This is a genomic window from Streptomyces sp. NBC_01433, from assembly GCF_026340105.1.
Taxonomy (GTDB): Bacteria; Actinomycetota; Actinomycetes; order Streptomycetales; family Streptomycetaceae; genus Streptomyces.
The window spans coordinates 1,293,945-1,310,746 of record NZ_JAPEPM010000001.1; the positions used below are offsets into that span (position 1 = coordinate 1,293,945).

Sequence of the window (16,802 nt, forward strand, 5' to 3'; positions counted from 1 at the left end):
GGCGCGCGTTCTTGACCGCTGCGACTCCCGACCCTGGAGGGGGACCGATGCCCCGTACGAATACGACCTCGTCCACGACCGCATCTGTGACCGCATCCACGACGCCGCCCGCGAACGCATCCGTGACGTCGTGGGAGGAGCTCGTCACGTCGGCGCTGCTGGGGACCGACCGACGCCCCCCGGCAACCGGGACGGCGGGCCCCGCTCCGGCGAACGGTCCGGTGGCGCTGCTGGACGCCGCCGCGCTGCACACCGTGCGGCGGCGGGCCGGTCTGCTGCCCGCGCGTCCGGGCGCCCGGCCGGAGTCCGCCCCCGCCGATCCGCGCCCGCCGCTTCCCGAGGCCGCCCGGCGCAGGCTCGCCCAGCTGCTCGCCGACCGTGCCGCACCATCCGGTGGCGGGCGGCGCGGCACGGCACCCGACCTCACCGAACTCATCCCCCAGTGGCTGGCCACCGCCAATCTGCGGGGCTTCCGGGCCCCGGCCGCGCTGCTTCCGCCGCTGCTGGACGCGGCACGGGCGCGTACGGATCTGCGCCCGCAGGCGCTCACCTTCGCCGGGCCGCTCGGCCTGTGGCTGGCCGCGCTGAATCCCGAGTGGAAGTTCGCCCTGCGCGGTTCCTCCGGCGGCTCGGTCCGGCCCGCCGCCTCGGACCCGGACACGGTGCGCCGATTGTGGGAGGAGGGCCTGTTCGCGGAGCGGGTCGCGCTGCTGGACGCCGTACGGATGCGGGATCCCGGTGCCGCGCTCGCCCTGCTGGCCACCACCTGGTCCACGGAGCGGGCCGAGGACCGGTTGATGTTCCTCGACTCGCTGCGGACCGGTCTGTCCGGGGCGGACGAGCCGTTCCTGGAACAGGCGCTGTCCGACCGAAGCCGCAATGTCCGGTCGACCGCCGCCGAACTGCTGTCCGCGCTCCCCGGCTCGGCGCTGGCCGGACGGATGGCGGCCCGCGCGGCGACCTGCGTGAATCCCGACCGTACGGGCGGCGGTGCGCGCATAGCCGTGGAGGCACCGCACGAGTGCGACACCGGAATGCAGCGCGACGGTGTGGTGCCGGTCCCGCCGACCGGGCGCGGGGAACGGTCCTGGTGGCTCGGCCAACTGGTGGAGGCCGCCCCGCTCGCCATCTGGCTCAAGCGGTTCGGGGGGCGTACGGCACAGGAGATCGTGGCCCTGCCCGTCGCCGACGACTGGGCCGGGGAGCTGCACGCCGCGTGGTGCCGGGCAGCGGTACGGCAGCGGGACCCGGAATGGGCCCGCGCGCTGCTCGGCTCCCCCGCGACGCCCCCGTCCAACGGTCCCGGTACGGCCTCTCTCGCCGAACGGTCCAAGCTCCTGGCCACCCTGCCCGGCGACGAACGCGCGGGCTGGGTGGCGGACTTCATAGCCGCGCACGGGCTGTCCGAGGCCTTTCAGCTGCTCGGCGTCTGCGGGGTGCCGTGGGCCGGGCCGCTCGGCCGCTCGGTGGTCGACGCGCTCGACATCGCCCGGGACGCGGGGAGTTACCCATGGAGCTTCAGCGGAGTGATGGGCCTCGCGGAGCGCTGCCTGGACCCGGCGGAGGCGGATCACCTGGAGGTCCTCACGACCGCTCAGGACGAGCCGGAAGGGGCGTCACCCGGAGCGGGCGGTTACTGGTCGGAGGCGTTCCAGCGCCTGGTCTCCACCCTGCGTCTGCGCGCGGCGATGGACGCCGAACTGGCTTGAGGGGCCAGTCCGGCCGACCGGTTCAGGCTTCCGCGGGCTGACGGACGTTGGCGTTCACCCAGTTGACGATCGAGGCCGTCGTCGCTCCGGGGGTGAAGATCTCCGCGACGCCCTGCTCCTTCAGCGGTGCGATGTCCGCCTCCGGGATGATGCCGCCGCCGAACACCTTGATGTCCTCCGCCTCGCGCTCCTTCAGCAGTTCGATCACCTTCGCGAAGAGCGTGTTGTGCGCCCCGGAGAGGATCGAGAGACCGATGGCGTCGGCGTCCTCCTGGATCGCCGTGTCCACGATCTGCTCGGGCGTCTGGTGGAGCCCGGTATAGATGACCTCCATACCGGCGTCCCGCAGCGCCCGCGCGATCACCTTGGCTCCACGGTCGTGGCCGTCGAGCCCCGGCTTGGCGACCACCACACGAATCGGACCGGTCACACCCATCACTGCCTCCACATGGTCTCCCGCGCCTGAAGGGCCGGGGATGTGAACGAACGTTATCCACAGCATCCCGCAAGCCACCGTTTCGCGGTGGACGGGGAGGGGGAAATCACATGTGGGACATGTTCGCTACGCGTCGTTCCCCGCACCACTCGGCACACCCGCCGCGCGAGGACGGACGCGAGGGGAGCCGCTACGAGGTCGCCGTACCACCGTGCCGCCAGCCGCACGGCACGGTGGTACGGCCCACCGGAATCCGCTCCGTCGGACGACGGTGCCTCCGACACTCCATGAGGGCATACGGAGAGTCGCAGCCGCCTCCCCACGTGCCGGTACAGGAGGTCGGCGATGAAGGTCCTCCCTCTGTTGTTCTTCCCACTGCCGCGCCGCTCGGTCCCCCGCCGCCCCCTGCGTCCCCTCCGCCCCCGGCTGTCGTCCGCGGTGCTCGGCGCCGCGGCACTGGAGCTCGCGATCCTCGCCGGGCATCTGCTCATCTACCCGCTCGGCCTCACCCAGGAGCGCCACGGCCCCGTTCCGACGCCCGGGCCCGTCCCACCGCCTGGCGCTGTCCCAACGCCCGGTAGCGAACCGGACGCTCCGTCGACCGGGGCCACCGCCCTGCCGGCCGCCGGTCCGACCCGGCCACCCGTCGTCCTGCTGCACGGACTCATCGACAACCGCTCCGTCTTCGTCCTGCTGCGCCGCTCCCTCTCCCGGCACGGCTGGCGCCATCTGGAGTCCCTCAACTATTCGCCGCTGACCCGCGACATCCGCACGGCGGCCGAGCTGCTCGGCCGCCACATCGAGGAGATCTGCGCCCGCACCGGGCACCATGAGGTCGACATCGTCGGGCACAGCCTCGGCGGACTGATCGCCCGGTATTACGTACAACGGCTGGGCGGTGACCACCGGGTGCGCACCCTGGTCACGCTCGGCACACCGCACGGCGGCACCGCCGTCGCCCCGGCGGCCAGCGCTCACCCCATCGTGCGCCAGATGCGCGGCGACTCCTCCGTGATCGAGGAGCTGCGCAGACCCGCCCCCGGCTGCCGGACGCGGTTCGTGAGCTTCTGGAGCGAGCTGGACCAGATGATGGTCCCGGTCGGGACGGCCCGTATCGGCCATCCCGACCTCGACGCGCAGAACGTGCGCGTCAGCGGCATCGGTCACCTCGCCCTGATCGCGCACCCCGCGGTCGCCGCCGCCGTCCGCGCCGCCCTTGAGGCGCAGGCGCCCGCGGCCCCCTCCTCCGGAACGGCGTCGGTGGCCTGAGTGGCGCGAGTGGAGCAAGTGGCTTGAGTGGCCCGCGTGGCTTGAGTGGCTCGAAGAGACAATGCCCCGCCCACAAATAGAACGCGTTTCGAACAAATCGCCAAGGATGCATCAGCACTCCACCGAAAGGCGGCCGATTGCCCGTTTCCTGAGGGCCCAAAACCTGCCGAAGATTGTCGTCGTCACGTACCGCCGGGTACAGTCGCGGCCACTGCTTTCCCCCTGGGATCCCTCCACCGGAGCCCAGAGCAGGTCCTGCCGCCGAGGCGAGAGAGAAGTTGGTGAACGACCAGCACCCCCACGCCGGACACGTCGGATACGACAGTCAGTCCACCGGCAGCTTCGACACCGATCCGCTCTTCGGTGCTCTTCCGGGCGACCAGGAAAGCGGTTACGACACGGGCTACGCGCCCGGGTACAACGGCTCCTACGTCGGCGGCTACGACACCACGTACGCCACCGGACAGCCGGACCACAGCGGCCAGTACGACTCCGCCCAGTGGGACACGGGCGCGCACCCGACCGCCCCGTACGACGCGTACACCGCCCAGGCGCAGGTCCAGCAGCCGTACGACACCGCGGCCACCTGGACTTCCGAGCCCGGCATCCCGGGCCAGGCGGGCGCTCCGGACACCTCCGGCCAGTGGGACACCACCACGTGGCAGCAGACCGGTGAGCAGCAGACCGGCCAGTGGGCGGCGACCGACACGGGCGCGTTCCCCACCACCACCTTCAGCACCGCCTCGTACGACACCGGCACGTACGCGACCGGCACGTACGACACCGGTGCCTACGCGACCGGTACGTACGACAGCACGCCTGCGTACGGCACCGGCAGCTTCGCGACCGGCGCCCATGACTCCGGTACGACGAGTACGTACGGGGACGCCGCCTTCGACACCGGCGCCTACGACGCCACCGCCTGGAACTCCGGCGCCACGCCCGAGAGCGCGCCGTACGACCCCGAACAGACGTCGTACTCGCTGTACGAACAGGGGACGGCCTCCCACGAATCGCCCGGGACGTCCGACACGCCCGACATGACCGAGGCGTTGGAGATTCTTCCCGAGGCACCCGAGGCGTCCGAGGCACACCAGGCACCCGAGACCGCCGAGTTCGCCGTCCTGGACACCGAGGCGCCGGAGAGCGGCACGAGCGGGGGCGGCGCCGACGAGCGTGATCCCGTGACCGCTTCGTACGCCGTCGACTCCCCCCGGCCCGCGGGCCGTTCCGCGAACCGCGGCCGGGCCCGGCGGCGTACGCCCGCCAAGCGTTCCGCACTGCTCACCGTCGCCGTCCCCTCCGCCTGTGTCATGAGTGTCGCGGGCATCGCGGCCGCCTCCGTCGGCGGACTCGGCGGCGGCGAGGAGAAGCAGGACGAAACCGTCTCGATGGCGGCCGCCGACCCCAGCACCGTCAAGCCCGTGGCCTCCAACAACAAGCTGGACACCCAGCTCGCCCGGCTCAGCGCCGATGCCGACGACTTCCGGGACCGCGCCAGCCGCACCCAGGAGCGCATCGACCTGAAGGAGCGCCAGGCCGCCGACAAGAAGAAGCGCGCGGACGAGGCGGCACGCCGTGAGGCGCTGCGTCCCAAGTTCGTCCTGCCGGTCAAGCAGCACGGTCTCAGCGCCTACTACGGCCAGGCGGGCGTCAACTGGATGTCCGTCCACACGGGCATCGACTTCCCCGTCTCGTACGGCACTCCGGTGATGGCCGCGACCGACGGCACCGTGCGCACCCAGTGGAACAGCGCCTACGGCAACATGGCGATCGTGACCATGGCCGACGGCACGGAGACCTGGTACTGCCACCTCAGCAGCACGAGGATCCGCTCGGGCCCGGTGAAGGCCGGTGACGTCATCGGGTACGCCGGGGATTCGGGCAACTCCACCGGCGCACATCTGCACTTCGAGGTACGGCCCGGCGGCGGCGCGTCGATCGACCCGCTGGCGTGGCTCCGCAGCCACGGCGTCAACCCGACCTGATGTGACGTCCCGCCCTTGAGGGGACGTCCCCGACCTGATGTGACGTGGTGACAGGCCCGCGGGCCTGTCACCGCCCACGAGCCCCTAGAGCTTCTCGACCGGTGCGTACCGCAGGAGCAGCTTCTTGGGCCGCTCGTCGCCGAAGTCCACCGTCGCCTTCGCCTGGTCGCCGAATCCCTCGACCGCCGTCACCGTGCCCAGCCCGAACTGGTCGTGCGTGACCCGGTCGCCCACCACCAGCGTGACCACCGGCTTGTCCGCACTGCGGCGGGTGGCGAAGCCCGACGGGCCGGAGCGCGAGCGGGACGAGGACAGCGAGGACGTGATGCCGGAGGTCGGCCCGGCCGGAGCCGCCATCGGCCCCTTCCGCTTCCACTCCAGGTGCTGGTCCGGGATCTCCTCCAGGAACCGCGACGGCGGGTTGTACGACGGCTGGCCCCAGGCGCTGCGCATCGCGGCCCGGGTCAGATAGAGCCGCTCACGGGCGCGGGTGATGCCGACGTAGGCGAGCCGCCGCTCCTCCTCCAGCTCCTTCGCCTGGCCGAGCGCCCGCATGTGCGGGAAGACGCCGTCCTCCATGCCGGTCAGGAACACCACGGGGAATTCGAGGCCCTTGGCCGTGTGCAGGGTCATCAGCGTGATGACGCCGGAGCCGTCCTCGTCCTCGTCCGGGATCTGGTCCGAGTCGGCGACCAGCGCGACCTTCTCCAGGAACTCGGCGAGGGTGCCCGCGCCCTCCTCGTCGCCGCGCTCCTGCTCGAATTCGAGCGCGACGGCGGCCAGTTCCTGGAGGTTCTCGATACGGGTCTCGTCCTGGGGATCCGTGGACGCCTGGAGCTCGGCGAGATAGCCGGTGCGCTCCATGACCGCCTCCAGGACGACCGCGGGCCCGGCGCCGGACTCGACGATCGTGCGCAGCTCCTCCATGAGCGTGTTGAACCGCTTCACGGCGTTCGCCGAGCGGGCCGCCATGCCGTACGCCTCGTCGACACGGCGCAGCGCCTGCGGGAAGGAGATCTTCTCGCGCAGCGACAGGGCGTCGATCATCGCTTCGGCGCGGTCGCCGATGCCGCGCTTGGGCACGTTCAGGATGCGGCGCAGGGGGACGGTGTCCTCGGGGTTGGCGAGGACCCGGAGGTAGGCCAGGACGTCCCGGACCTCCTTGCGCTCGTAGAAGCGCACCCCGCCGACGACCTTGTAGGGCAGGCCGACCCGGATGAAGATCTCCTCGAAGACACGGGACTGGGCGTTCGTCCGGTAGAAGACGGCGACGTCACCCGCCTTCGCGTCGCCCGCGTCGGTCAGCCGGTCGATCTCGTCGGCGATGAACTGCGCCTCGTCGTGCTCGGTGTCGGCGACATAGCCGGTGATCCGGGCGCCCGTGCCGGCGTTCGTCCAGAGGTTCTTGGGGCGGCGGCTCTCGTTCCGCTCGATCACCGCGTTGGCGGCGGAGAGGATCGTCTGCGTGGAGCGGTAGTTCTGCTCCAGCAGGATCGTGGTCGCGTTCGGGTAGTCCTCCTCGAACTGGAGGATGTTGCGGATGGTCGCGCCGCGGAAGGCGTAGATCGACTGGTCCGCGTCACCGACGACGCACAGCTCGGCGGGTGCGTCGGCCTCCCCGGACGGGCCCACCAGTTCGCGTACGAGCGTGTACTGCGCGTGGTTGGTGTCCTGGTACTCGTCGACCAGGACGTGCCGGAAGCGGCGGCGGTAGTGCTCGGCGACGTCCGGGAACGCCTGGAGCAGGTGGACCGTCGTCATGATGATGTCGTCGAAGTCCAGGGCGTTGGCCTCGCGCAGCCGCGCCTGGTACAGCGCGTACGCCTGGGCCAGGGTCTTCTCGAAGCCGTCGGCGGCCTGACCGGCGAAGGTCTCCTCGTCGATCAGCTCGTTCTTCAGGTTGGAGACCTTGGCCGTGAACGACTTCGGCGGGTAGCGCTTCGGGTCGAGGTCCAGATCGCGGCAGACCAGGGCCATCAGCCGCTTGGAGTCGGCGGCGTCGTAGATCGAGAACGACGAGGTGAAGCCGAGCCTCTTCGACTCGCGGCGCAGGATCCGTACGCACGCGCTGTGGAAGGTCATGACCCACATGGCGTTGGCGCGCGGTCCGACGAGCTGCTCGACGCGCTCCTTCATCTCGCCCGCGGCCTTGTTGGTGAAGGTGATCGCGAGGATCTGGCCGGGGTGCACGCCCCGCTCGGCGAGCAGATGGGCGATCCGGTGGGTCAGCACCCGGGTCTTGCCGGAGCCGGCACCGGCGACGATGAGCAGCGGCGAACCGGCGTGCACCACGGCGGCGCGCTGTTCGGTGTTCAACCCGTCGAGCAGCGCCGCGGCGTCGATGACCGGCCGCGGGGCACCGTCGCGGTAGTAGCCGTCGCGGGGCGGCGGGGGCGCGTCGAAGACGCCCTCGAAGAGACCCTCCGGCACCGCTTCGGGTGCGTGGTCCTCGGGAGGCGGCGGGGGCCCTTCCTCCGAGTTCTGGAGGCCGGTCAGGAAACTGTCGTCAAAGAGGCTGCTCATCGCTTGACGAGTCTAGGCCGCCCCACTGACAGCCCGTGGCCGCTTCGGGTACGAGACCTCCCGGGCGGGCACGCAAGGAGAGCGCGCGGCCACGCCGCGTGAGGGAAACGGGGCGGCGCCCGGTGTCGGCGGACCCGATCCATCAAGGTCACGAAAATGTATCGGGCATATCGAACATCAACCTTCACAGCGGCACCACGGGTTGGCTAGCGTGCTCCGTCGGGCGCCCCGTACCCCCTTGAGGCGAACCACGCCGAGCGGACGCCCCCGCCGAATCCGTACTGCCCTCACGGCTGTCCGGAACCGGGGACCCACCAGCAGCACCGGGGTGAATCGGTCCTCCCCCACGGGACCGTAGGGCAGCCTTCCGTTCCGCCCGAACCCGACAGCTAACCCGGTAGGCGGTCCACGGAAGGAGATGCCGGCCTTGGCCTCGCATCGCAAACCGCGCACGAAGGTGCGCACCACCACCCCTGCCGTCGGGCTGACGACAGTGGCACTGGCCTCCGTCACCCTGCTCTCCACGCAGAGCGCGACGGCCGCGCCCGCGGAGCCCAGGCCCGGGATCGAGGAAGTCCGGACGAAGGTCGACGACCTCTACCGGCAGGCGGGGACCGCGACCCAGCAGTACAACCGGGCGAAGTCCGCCTCCGTGACCCAGCGCGCCAAGGTCGACGCCCTCCTGGAGGACGCGGCCAGGCGCACCGACAAGCTCAACGAGGCCCGCCGCACCCTCGGGAACTACGCGGCGGCGCAGTACCGCACCGGCGGAATCGCCCCGACCGCTACCTTCTTCCTCGCGGACGACCCGCAGGCGTACTTCGACCAGGACCAGCTGATGGACCGGATGACGGGCCAGCAGCAGAAGGCCGTCGCCGACTTCCGTACGCAGCAGTCCGAGGCGGCGACGAAGCGCACCGAGGCCGTGAAGAGCCTGGAGACGCTCACCGAGTCGCAGGCCACGCTGCGGTCCAGCAAACGGAACGTGCAGGCCAAGCTGACCGAGGCACGCACCCTGCTGTCGAAGCTGACCGCCGAGGAGAAGGCCCGGCTGGCGGAGCTGGAGCGCAAGAAGAAGGCCGAGGCCAGGATCAAGGCGGAGAAGCTGGCCCGCCAGCAGGCCGCCGAGGCGGAGGCCGAACGCAAGGCCGGGGAAGAGGCCGCGAAGAAGGACGGCGGCGGCGGGACCGGCGGCGGCACGGGAACCGGTTCGGGGTCGGACAGCGGCTATGCCGCCAAGGCGGAGAAGGTCCTCGCGTTCGCGCGTGCCCAGATCGGGAAGCCGTACGTCTGGGGCGCTACGGGTCCGGCCTCGTACGACTGCTCCGGGCTGACCCGGGCGGCGTGGAAGGCGGCGGGGGTCGACCTTCCCCGCACCACCTGGGACCAGGTCAAGGTCGGCACCCGGGTGGCCACCGCGGATCTGCGGCCGGGGGACCTGGTCTTCTTCTACGACGACATCAGCCATGTCGGCATCTACAAGGGCGACGGCATGATGATCCACGCGCCGAAACCGGGCGCGAACGTGCGCGAGGAGTCGATCTACTACATGCCGATCTACGGCAGCGTGCGCCCCGCCTGATCACGCCCTGACCGGTCCGGCCGGCGAGGCCCGGCGAGGCCGCCGGGTCGGGCCGGTCATGTTGTGATCAGGACAGGTCAGGTCAGGTCGGGACAGGTCGGGACACGCCGCTCAGGTCCAGAGCGTGGCGATGAAGATATTGGCGACCGTCAGCCCGCCCACCGCGGCGAACGCGCCCTTGTCGACCTTCTCCTCGTCCCGCTTGATGTAGACGAGCGCGAGGATGACGACCAGGATCAGCATCTTCACGCCGATCTTGATGTTGTTCACCGTCTGGTCGTCGGCCTGATTGAGCCCGACCAGGGCTATACCGGTGACCAGCATCGTCAGCGCGCCGTGCAGCATGGCCGGCACGAAACGGGCCGTGCCCGCGCCCATCGCCTTCATCTGGGTCAGAAAGCCGCCCAGCAGCGAGGCGATACCGATGATGTGCAGGGCGACGAAGGCATTGATGAGTACGTCCATGGCTCCGCAGCCTAGCCCTGGCCATATCACCACCTCGCACCCAGGTGCGGCATCCTTTGCCGCTTCCTTGCGAACTTCGCCCGAACCAGTACGAATTGCCTGCCTCTGTGGCAGTATCTCCGGTCGCTTGACCATAACGAAACGCCACATGTGGGCAATAACTGTCATGGCGAACCTTTTCCGTGCCCCGGGCTTAGCGTCCCTTCCAGGTGACCGGCACTCCAGCGCCGCTTCGTGTCCGGGGCGGCATCCGGTCACCGCGCCGCGAGATCCGGCGGCGGGCCACTTCCCTGTGGTGTTCCGCCGCCGGACCTCGCGGGCCCGCCGGTAGCCCCCGGCGGGCAGCCGACAGGAAGGATGCAGCCCTCGTGGCCGCGCACCGGAAACCCAAGCAGCGCCTGTTCAGCGGCTCTGCTGCCCGCACCGCAGCCACCCTGGCGCTCGCCGGGGCGGCGACCGCCACCACCGCCACCGCCCCCGCTCACGCCGAGCCCCTCACCACCGCGGCCCAGGTCAACGCCAAGGTGGACCGGCTGTACCACGACGCGGAGGTCGCCACCGAGAAGTACAACGGGGCGAAGGAGCAGGCGACCGCGAGCGCGAAGTCCGTCGACGCCCTGCGCGACGAGGCCGCCCGCCGGACCGCACGCCTCAACACCTCGCGCCAGGAACTCGGTTCGCTGGCCGCCGCGCAGTACCGCACCGGCGGCCTCTCCCCGGCCGTCCAGCTGGCGCTCTCCTCCGACCCCGACCAGTACCTGCAACGCGCCGCCTTCCTGGACCGGGCCGGCGACCGGCAGGCCGGGGTGCTCAACGGGATCCGACGGCAGATCACCGAGGTCGCCCACGTCCGGGCGAGGGCCGAGGAAGAGCTCGGCACCCTGGCCGCCCGCCAGGCGGACCTGAAGAAGCACAAGGCGGCGATCCGCACCAAACTGGCCGACGCCCAGCGGCTCCTGGACACCCTGACCGGCGCCCAGCGCGCCGACTACGAGCGCTCGGCGGACGCCCGCCACGGCGGCACCGCCGATCGCGGCATCCCGCGCGGCTCGGCCACGGCCCCCAACGCCCGTGCCGCGCAGGCCGTCGGCTTCGCGTACGGGGCGATCGGCAAGCCGTACGTCTGGGGCGCCACCGGCCCCTCCTCGTTCGACTGCTCCGGCCTCACCCAGGCCGCCTGGCGCTCGGCCGGTGTCTCGCTGCCCCGCACCACGTACACCCAGATCAACGCCGGACAGCGGGTCTCGCGCTCCGAACTGGCCCCCGGTGACCTGGTGTTCTTCTACTCCGGGATCAGCCATGTCGGGCTCTACATCGGCGGCGGCCGGATGATCCACGCGCCGCGCCCCGGCGCCCCGGTCCGCGTCGCGCCCATCGATCAAATGCCTTTCGCGGGAGCCACCCGGGTGGCATAGTCTCCCGGCGCCGACACCGGACCCGCCGAAGGACTCCCGTATGCCGAAGGACTCCCGCACGTCGATGGACTCCCGCACGCCGCATGACTCCCGTACGCCGATGGACATCGAAGTCCAGGACTACGCCCGTACGCTCGCCCTCCGCTCCTCCGACCACTACCGGGTGGGTCCCTTCACCGTGCGGCACAACCCGCTCTGGGAGCTGAAGTACGCCAACTACGCCATCCCCGACCGGGGTGCCGAACCGACCGCGGCGGAGGTGACGGCCCTGATCGGCGCGTTCCGCGAGCGGGAGCGGATGCCGCGGCTCGAATTCCTGCCGGACTGGGCACCGGCCGTCGAACCCGCGCTGCTGGCCGCCGGTTTCACCGTGGAGAACCGGGCCCCGATCCTGGCCTGCGCCCCCGGTGCGCTGCTCCCGCCCAAGCCGGTGGACGGGCTCCGGATCGCGGTGCCGGTCACCGACGCGGAGTTCACCGACGCCGCCCGAGTCCAGCACCAGGGCTTCGGCGGCGAGGGCGAACCCGAGGAGGGGATGACCGGCTGGCTGCGGACGGCGGCGTCGGACGGCGGCGTCGTGGCCCTGGCCACGCTCGGCCCGGACCCCGCCGGAGCGGGCGGCTGCTCCATCGTGGTCGACGGTCTCAGCGAACTGGCCGGTCTGGCCGTCGCGGCCGCCTTCCGGCGCCGCGGCATCGGCGCGGCGCTCTCCGCCTGGCTGACGGCGACGGCCTTCGACCGGGGCTGCCGCACCGTCTGGCTGGAGCCGGGCGACGACGACGTGGAGCGGATCTACGCGAGCGTCGGCTACCGCCGGATCGGCGAGAAGCTGAACATCTCGCTCACCCCGGCGGCCGGCTGACCCGACGGACGGACGCGTGGCGCACGGCCAGGAGCGACCGCCACGCAAAGACCACCGCGCAAGGACCGCCGCGCGGACAGAGCCCCGTGCCGGCCCGCCTCGCCCCGGCCCCTCCCCGGAGCGCCCCGCTCAGACCAGCCGTCGCGCCGTCGCCCATCGGGTCAGCTCGTGCCGGTTGGAGAGCTGGAGCTTCCTCAGCACCGCCGAGACATGCGACTCGACCGTCTTCACCGAGATGAAGAGCTGCTTGGCGATCTCCTTGTACGCGTAACCCCGGGCGATCAGCCGCAGCACCTCGCGCTCCCTCTGGGTCAGCCGGTCCAGGTCCTCGTCGACCGGCGGCGCGTCCGTCGAGGCGAAGGCGTCGAGCACGAAGCCGGCCAGCCGCGGGGAGAACACCGCGTCGCCGTCCTGGACCCGGAAGACCGAGTCGACCAGGTCGGTGCCGGTGATCGTCTTGGTGACGTAGCCCCGGGCACCGCCGCGGATGACCCCGATGACGTCCTCCGCGGCGTCCGAGACCGACAGCGCGAGGAAGCGCACCGGATTCTCGGCGGTCCCCATCATCGAGGCGCAGCGGCGCAGCACCTCGACGCCGCCGCCGCCGGGCAGATGGACGTCGAGGAGGACGACCTCGGGGCGGGTCGCCGTGATGACGGTGACCGCCTGGTCGACGTCGGCGGCCTCGCCGACGACCTCGACCCCGGTCTCCTCGGTGCGGCCGATCTCCGCCTGGACTCCGGTGCGGAACATCCGGTGGTCGTCGACGAGCACGACCCGTACCCGTCGCTCCGGGCCCCCGGTGGCTTCGGTGTTCTCGGTCATTCGCTCGCCCTTTCCATCTCCAGCTCGACTTCCGTGCCCCCACCGGGCACCGAACGCAGCCGGGCCGTACCGCCGTTGCGCTGCATCCGGCCGATGATTGATTCTCGTACGCCCATCCTGTCGCCCGGTACGGAGTCCAGGTCGAATCCCGGACCCCGGTCCCGTACGGAGACGAAGACCGTGCGGCCCTCGACCTCCGCGTAGACCTGGACGGCGCCCCCCTCGCCACCGTACTTGGCGGCGTTGACCATCGCCTCGCGTGCGGCCTGCATCTGGGCGGCGAGCCGGTCGTCGAGGGGACAGTCGCCGACGACGACGACCTCCAGCGGTACGCCGTGCTTGTCCTCGACCTCGGCGGCGGCGCGCTTGACCGCCTCGGCGAGGCTCGACGGCTCGTCGTCCTCGTCCTTGCCGGTGCCCTCGGGGTTGTACAGCCAGTTGCGCAGCTCGCGTTCCTGGGCGCGGGCCAGCCTGCGGACCTCGTTGCCGTCGTCCGCGTTGCGCTGGATCAGGGTGAGGGTGTGCAGGACGGAGTCATGGACGTGCGCGGCGACCTCGGCGCGTTCCTGGGCCCGGATGCGCATCAGCCGTTCCTCGGAGAGGTCCTGTGTCATCCGGACCAGGTAGGGGCCCGCGAGGAGGGCGATTCCGGTCAGTACGGCGATGGCGGCGGTCAGGACGTTGCCCAGCTGGGCGGCCGAGCCGCGGACCACGATGAAGACGGCGAGGCCGAGGCCGACGAGGGCGACACCGGCGAGGCCGCGGGCCAGTTGCAGCACGCGGCGGCTGCGGCCGACCTCCATCCAGCGGGCGCGCCGGGCGTTGTCGGCCTGCCGCCACACCAGGACGGAGCCCGCGCCGATCAGCAGCGTGGGCCAGATGTAACGGTCGGCCTCGCCGCCCATGTCGACGTTGCCGACGAAGATCAGGGCGCCGAAGAGCAGGGCGACCAGGGCGAACACCTGGCCCTTGTCGGGCTTGCGGAGTCTGCGCCGGCCGTCGGGCGCCGTCTCGAAGACCGAGCGCGGTGCGTCGACTCCGCCGACACCGAGCGGGACAACGATCCAGAACACGGCGTACAGCAGGGCGCCGAGGCCGTCCGCGAAGAACAGTCCGAGGAAGACGAACCGCACCCAGGCGACGGGCAGCCCGAGATGCCCGGCGAGCCCGCGCGCGACACCGCCGAGCAGCCGTCCGTCGGCGCTGCGGTAGAGCTTGCGCGGCGGCGGCTCCTCCGGGTCGGAGGCGAGGGAGCTGGCGGCTCGGGTGGGGGCGGCTGGCATGCCTCGATCGTCACACGTGCGCACCGGGCGGGGCATCAGGGTCGCCCCCCAATCGACCCTGATGCCCGCTCCCTGAGGCCCGCCCCGTGAGGCCCCCTGCGCCGCGCGACCGCCCCGACACGGCCCCGGCCCCCGTCCCCCGTACGCTCCGGTGCCGCCCCTCAGGGGCCGCACCGGCCAAAATCAGGGATCGGCCAGGGTAGGCGCGGGTGCCGCCGGGGCACCCGGGACGTCACCATGGAGCCATGACCGCTCCTCAGGACGCCGCACCCGGCGTCGCACCCCCAGGCGAACCGAAACCGCAGCTGCGCCGCAGCCCGCGGCAGAAAGTGGTGGCCGGGGTGTGCGGCGGCCTCGGGCGGTACTGCGACGTGGACCCGGTGATCTTCCGGATCGTGCTCGGTGTGCTCGCGGTGACCGGCGGTATCGGCCTGATCTTCTACGGCTTCGCCTGGCTGCTGCTCCCCGTGGAGGGCGAGGAGGAGAACGAGGCGCGCAGGCTTCTTTCGGGCCGGGTCGAGGGTGCGTCGCTGGTCGCGCTGCTGCTGGCGCTGATCGGCTGCGGGCTGTTCCTGTCGATGCTGGGCAACGGCGGTGTGCTGGCGTTCGCCTCGATGCTGTCGCTGGCCGTCGTCGGCTTCGCGGTGTGGACGCAGCACCGCAGGACCGCGGCGCCGGAGGACCCGCTCGACGCGGCGGGTGCCCAGAGTCCGGCCGCCGGTGCCCCGCACGCCGGTGGCCTCGGTACGGCGCCGCCCGAGGTGAAGGCGCCGCCGACGCCGGGCAGCCCGTCCTGGTGGCGGGACCCGATCGTCAAGGACGGCACCTCCGGGCCGGTGGGGGCCGGATATCTGTGGGGTCCGGCGGACACGGCCCTCGACTCCCGGGCGGCGCGGCCGCGCCGGGCGACGGCGGATGCGCCGTTCCGGCCGCCGGGGCAGGCTCCCGGCAACCGCGGCCCACGCTCGATCGGCGGTCTCGTCCTCCTCCTGGCCCTGATCGCCGGGGGCCTGGGTACGGGGCTGAGCTGGGATTCCCAGCCGCTGGGGACGGCCCTGGAGGTCGGGTTCGCCGCCGCGCTCGCGGTGTTCGGTCTCGGCCTGGTGGTCGCTTCGTTCCTCGGCCGGACCGGCTTCGGCACGATCATGATGGCGATGATCACCGCCGGGCTGCTGGCGGGCGCCTCTGCGGTGCCGAAGGACATCGGCACGGACTGGATCCGCAAGGAGTGGAACCCCGCCTCGGTCGCCGCGGTCCAGCCGCGCTACGAGCTGGGCACGGGTGACGCCCGGCTCGATCTGTCCGGGGTCACGGTCGCCCGGGGCGACACCCTGAGCACCCGGCTGGAGGTCGGAGCGGGCCGGGCCGCCGTCGTCGTACCCAAGGGCGTGACGGTGAAGGTGCACGCCGAGGCGGGCCTCGGGGACATCCGGCTGATGCGGGCCGGACCGCGCGAGGGCGTGCGCATCGAGTCGGACCTGAAGACCGCGCGCACCTTCGCCCCGCCCAAGGGCGCCGAGCCGGCCGGCACGGTCGAGCTGAGACTGGACGTGGGCATCGGACAGGTGGAGGTAACCCGTGCTGATTCATGAATTCCGGCCCGGCCGCGCGGTGGCGGGCCTGGCGATGCTCGGCCTGGCCGGCGGTTACGCGGCCGACGCGGCGGGAGCCTGGAACGTCCCCTGGACCTTCTTCTTCCCGCTGTTCTTCGGTGGCCTGTGGCTGGCCGCCACCGTGACGTGGACGGCCTACAGGTTTCGGCGGCGCAGGGACGCGCGGAAGCTGTCCGCGGAGAACACGGCGGCGCCCGCGAGCACCAACGGCAGCCAGGCCATGAGGTAGACCAGGTCGTTGCCGTAGTAGTACGGGGTGGTCTGCCAGCTCACGGTCAGCCAGAGGCTCAGCGAGATCAGCGCGCCGCCGAGCGCGGCCAGCCGTGCCCAGAGCCCGACGAGGGTGCCGAGGCCGACGGCCAGTTCACCGATCGCGATGGCGTATCCGAAGCCCTCGGGGCTCTTCAGCGCCAGGTCGACGAGGCCCGGGACGGCGGCGGAGTCGCGCACCGCGTTCATCGTCTCGCCGATGGATCCGGCGCCGCTCGCGGACATGAACGCGCTGTCCGTCAGTTTGTCGAGCCCCGCGTAGATGAAGGTGACACCGAGGAAGACCCGCAGCGGCAGCAGGGCGTACTCCCGTGCCCGCTCGCGAAGGGTCCTCGGCTCGCTCAGACCGTACGTATTGCCGCCGTAGCCATGCATCACTGCCCCACTCTCCGATTGCCCGTCACCAGACCATACGTACGCCGGAAACGCGAGGCTCACCAGGGAGGCGGTTCAACCGGACGCACCCGAAAGTCGGGAGGCACCGGTCCGGAGGGGGTACCAGGGGCTGGGCGTCAGCCCGTGACGTGATCCGTGAGGTCAGTGCGTGACGTGATCCGTGGCG

14 protein-coding genes and 1 riboswitch are annotated in these 16,802 nt (G+C 71.6%); of the genes, 8 read left to right on the forward strand and 6 right to left on the reverse strand.

What is annotated here, in order from left to right:
* The first annotated feature begins 47 nt into the window (after positions 1-47).
* A complete protein-coding gene (locus OG413_RS05585) occupies positions 48-1,709 on the forward strand; it encodes a DUF5691 domain-containing protein (protein ID WP_266803301.1) in 1,662 nt (553 codons plus the stop codon).
* Between the two features lie 22 nt (positions 1,710-1,731).
* On the opposite strand, the gene OG413_RS05590 is transcribed toward OG413_RS05585, so the two are convergent.
* A complete protein-coding gene (locus OG413_RS05590; RefSeq protein ID WP_266803302.1) occupies positions 1,732-2,145 on the reverse strand; it encodes a cobalamin B12-binding domain-containing protein in 414 nt (137 codons plus the stop codon).
* Between the two features lie 345 nt (positions 2,146-2,490).
* On the opposite strand from OG413_RS05590, the gene OG413_RS05595 reads away from it, so the two are divergent.
* Entirely contained in the window at positions 2,491-3,414 is a 924-nt protein-coding gene (locus OG413_RS05595) for a triacylglycerol lipase (protein WP_266803303.1), read from the forward strand.
* A 281-nt stretch (positions 3,415-3,695) separates the two neighbouring features.
* Positions 3,696-5,402 (forward strand): peptidoglycan DD-metalloendopeptidase family protein, encoded by a 1,707-nt coding sequence (locus OG413_RS05600; RefSeq protein WP_266803304.1) that lies wholly within the window; start codon positions 3,696-3,698, stop codon positions 5,400-5,402.
* An 84-nt stretch (positions 5,403-5,486) separates the two neighbouring features.
* Here OG413_RS05600 and pcrA read toward each other — a convergent pair whose 3' ends face one another.
* Positions 5,487-7,925 carry a DNA helicase PcrA gene (gene pcrA / locus OG413_RS05605; RefSeq protein WP_266803305.1) on the reverse strand — a complete coding sequence of 813 codons (2,439 nt, stop codon included), beginning with the start codon at positions 7,923-7,925 and terminating at the stop codon, positions 5,487-5,489.
* A 258-nt stretch (positions 7,926-8,183) separates the two neighbouring features.
* Positions 8,184-8,345, forward strand: a riboswitch (cyclic di-AMP (ydaO/yuaA leader).
* Between pcrA and OG413_RS05610 the strand changes: the two genes are divergently transcribed.
* Positions 8,344-9,507, forward strand: coding sequence for a C40 family peptidase (locus OG413_RS05610; protein WP_266803306.1), 1,164 nt, complete (start codon positions 8,344-8,346; stop codon positions 9,505-9,507). (Overlaps the previous riboswitch by 2 nt.)
* Before the next feature lie 111 nt (positions 9,508-9,618).
* Here the strand turns inward: OG413_RS05610 and OG413_RS05615 are convergent, their stop codons facing one another.
* Positions 9,619-9,972: a hypothetical protein gene (locus OG413_RS05615; RefSeq protein ID WP_073718278.1), complete on the reverse strand. Its 354-nt coding sequence runs from the start codon at positions 9,970-9,972 to the stop codon at positions 9,619-9,621.
* Between the two features lie 368 nt (positions 9,973-10,340).
* Between OG413_RS05615 and OG413_RS05620 the strand changes: the two genes are divergently transcribed.
* Complete coding sequence (locus OG413_RS05620) at positions 10,341-11,387, forward strand: C40 family peptidase (RefSeq protein WP_266803307.1); 1,047 nt, start codon at positions 10,341-10,343, stop codon at positions 11,385-11,387.
* Between the two features lie 100 nt (positions 11,388-11,487).
* On the forward strand, positions 11,488-12,249 hold the full coding sequence (locus OG413_RS05625; protein ID WP_266809916.1) for a GNAT family N-acetyltransferase: 762 nt from the start codon (positions 11,488-11,490) through the stop codon (positions 12,247-12,249).
* Between the two features lie 129 nt (positions 12,250-12,378).
* Here the strand turns inward: OG413_RS05625 and OG413_RS05630 are convergent, their stop codons facing one another.
* The gene (locus tag OG413_RS05630; protein WP_266803308.1) at positions 12,379-13,074 is read right to left on the reverse strand and encodes a response regulator transcription factor; all 696 of its coding nucleotides are present in this window, start codon (positions 13,072-13,074) and stop codon (positions 12,379-12,381) included.
* Positions 13,071-14,357, reverse strand: coding sequence for an ATP-binding protein (locus tag OG413_RS05635; RefSeq protein WP_266803309.1), 1,287 nt, complete (start codon positions 14,355-14,357; stop codon positions 13,071-13,073). The genes OG413_RS05630 and OG413_RS05635 overlap by 4 nt, the downstream gene beginning before the upstream one ends.
* 245 nt (positions 14,358-14,602) lie before the next feature.
* Here OG413_RS05635 and OG413_RS05640 point away from each other — a divergent pair, with 245 nt between their 5' ends.
* On the forward strand, positions 14,603-15,949 hold the full coding sequence (locus tag OG413_RS05640; RefSeq protein ID WP_266803310.1) for a PspC domain-containing protein: 1,347 nt from the start codon (positions 14,603-14,605) through the stop codon (positions 15,947-15,949).
* The gene (locus OG413_RS05645) at positions 15,936-16,199 is read left to right on the forward strand and encodes a hypothetical protein (RefSeq protein ID WP_266803311.1); all 264 of its coding nucleotides are present in this window, start codon (positions 15,936-15,938) and stop codon (positions 16,197-16,199) included. The genes OG413_RS05640 and OG413_RS05645 overlap by 14 nt, the downstream gene beginning before the upstream one ends.
* Here the strand turns inward: OG413_RS05645 and OG413_RS05650 are convergent.
* Complete coding sequence (locus tag OG413_RS05650; protein ID WP_266809917.1) at positions 16,106-16,615, reverse strand: DoxX family protein; 510 nt, start codon at positions 16,613-16,615, stop codon at positions 16,106-16,108. The two genes, OG413_RS05645 and OG413_RS05650, sit on opposite strands and share 94 nt — an antisense overlap.
* Positions 16,616-16,802 lie beyond the last annotated feature (187 nt).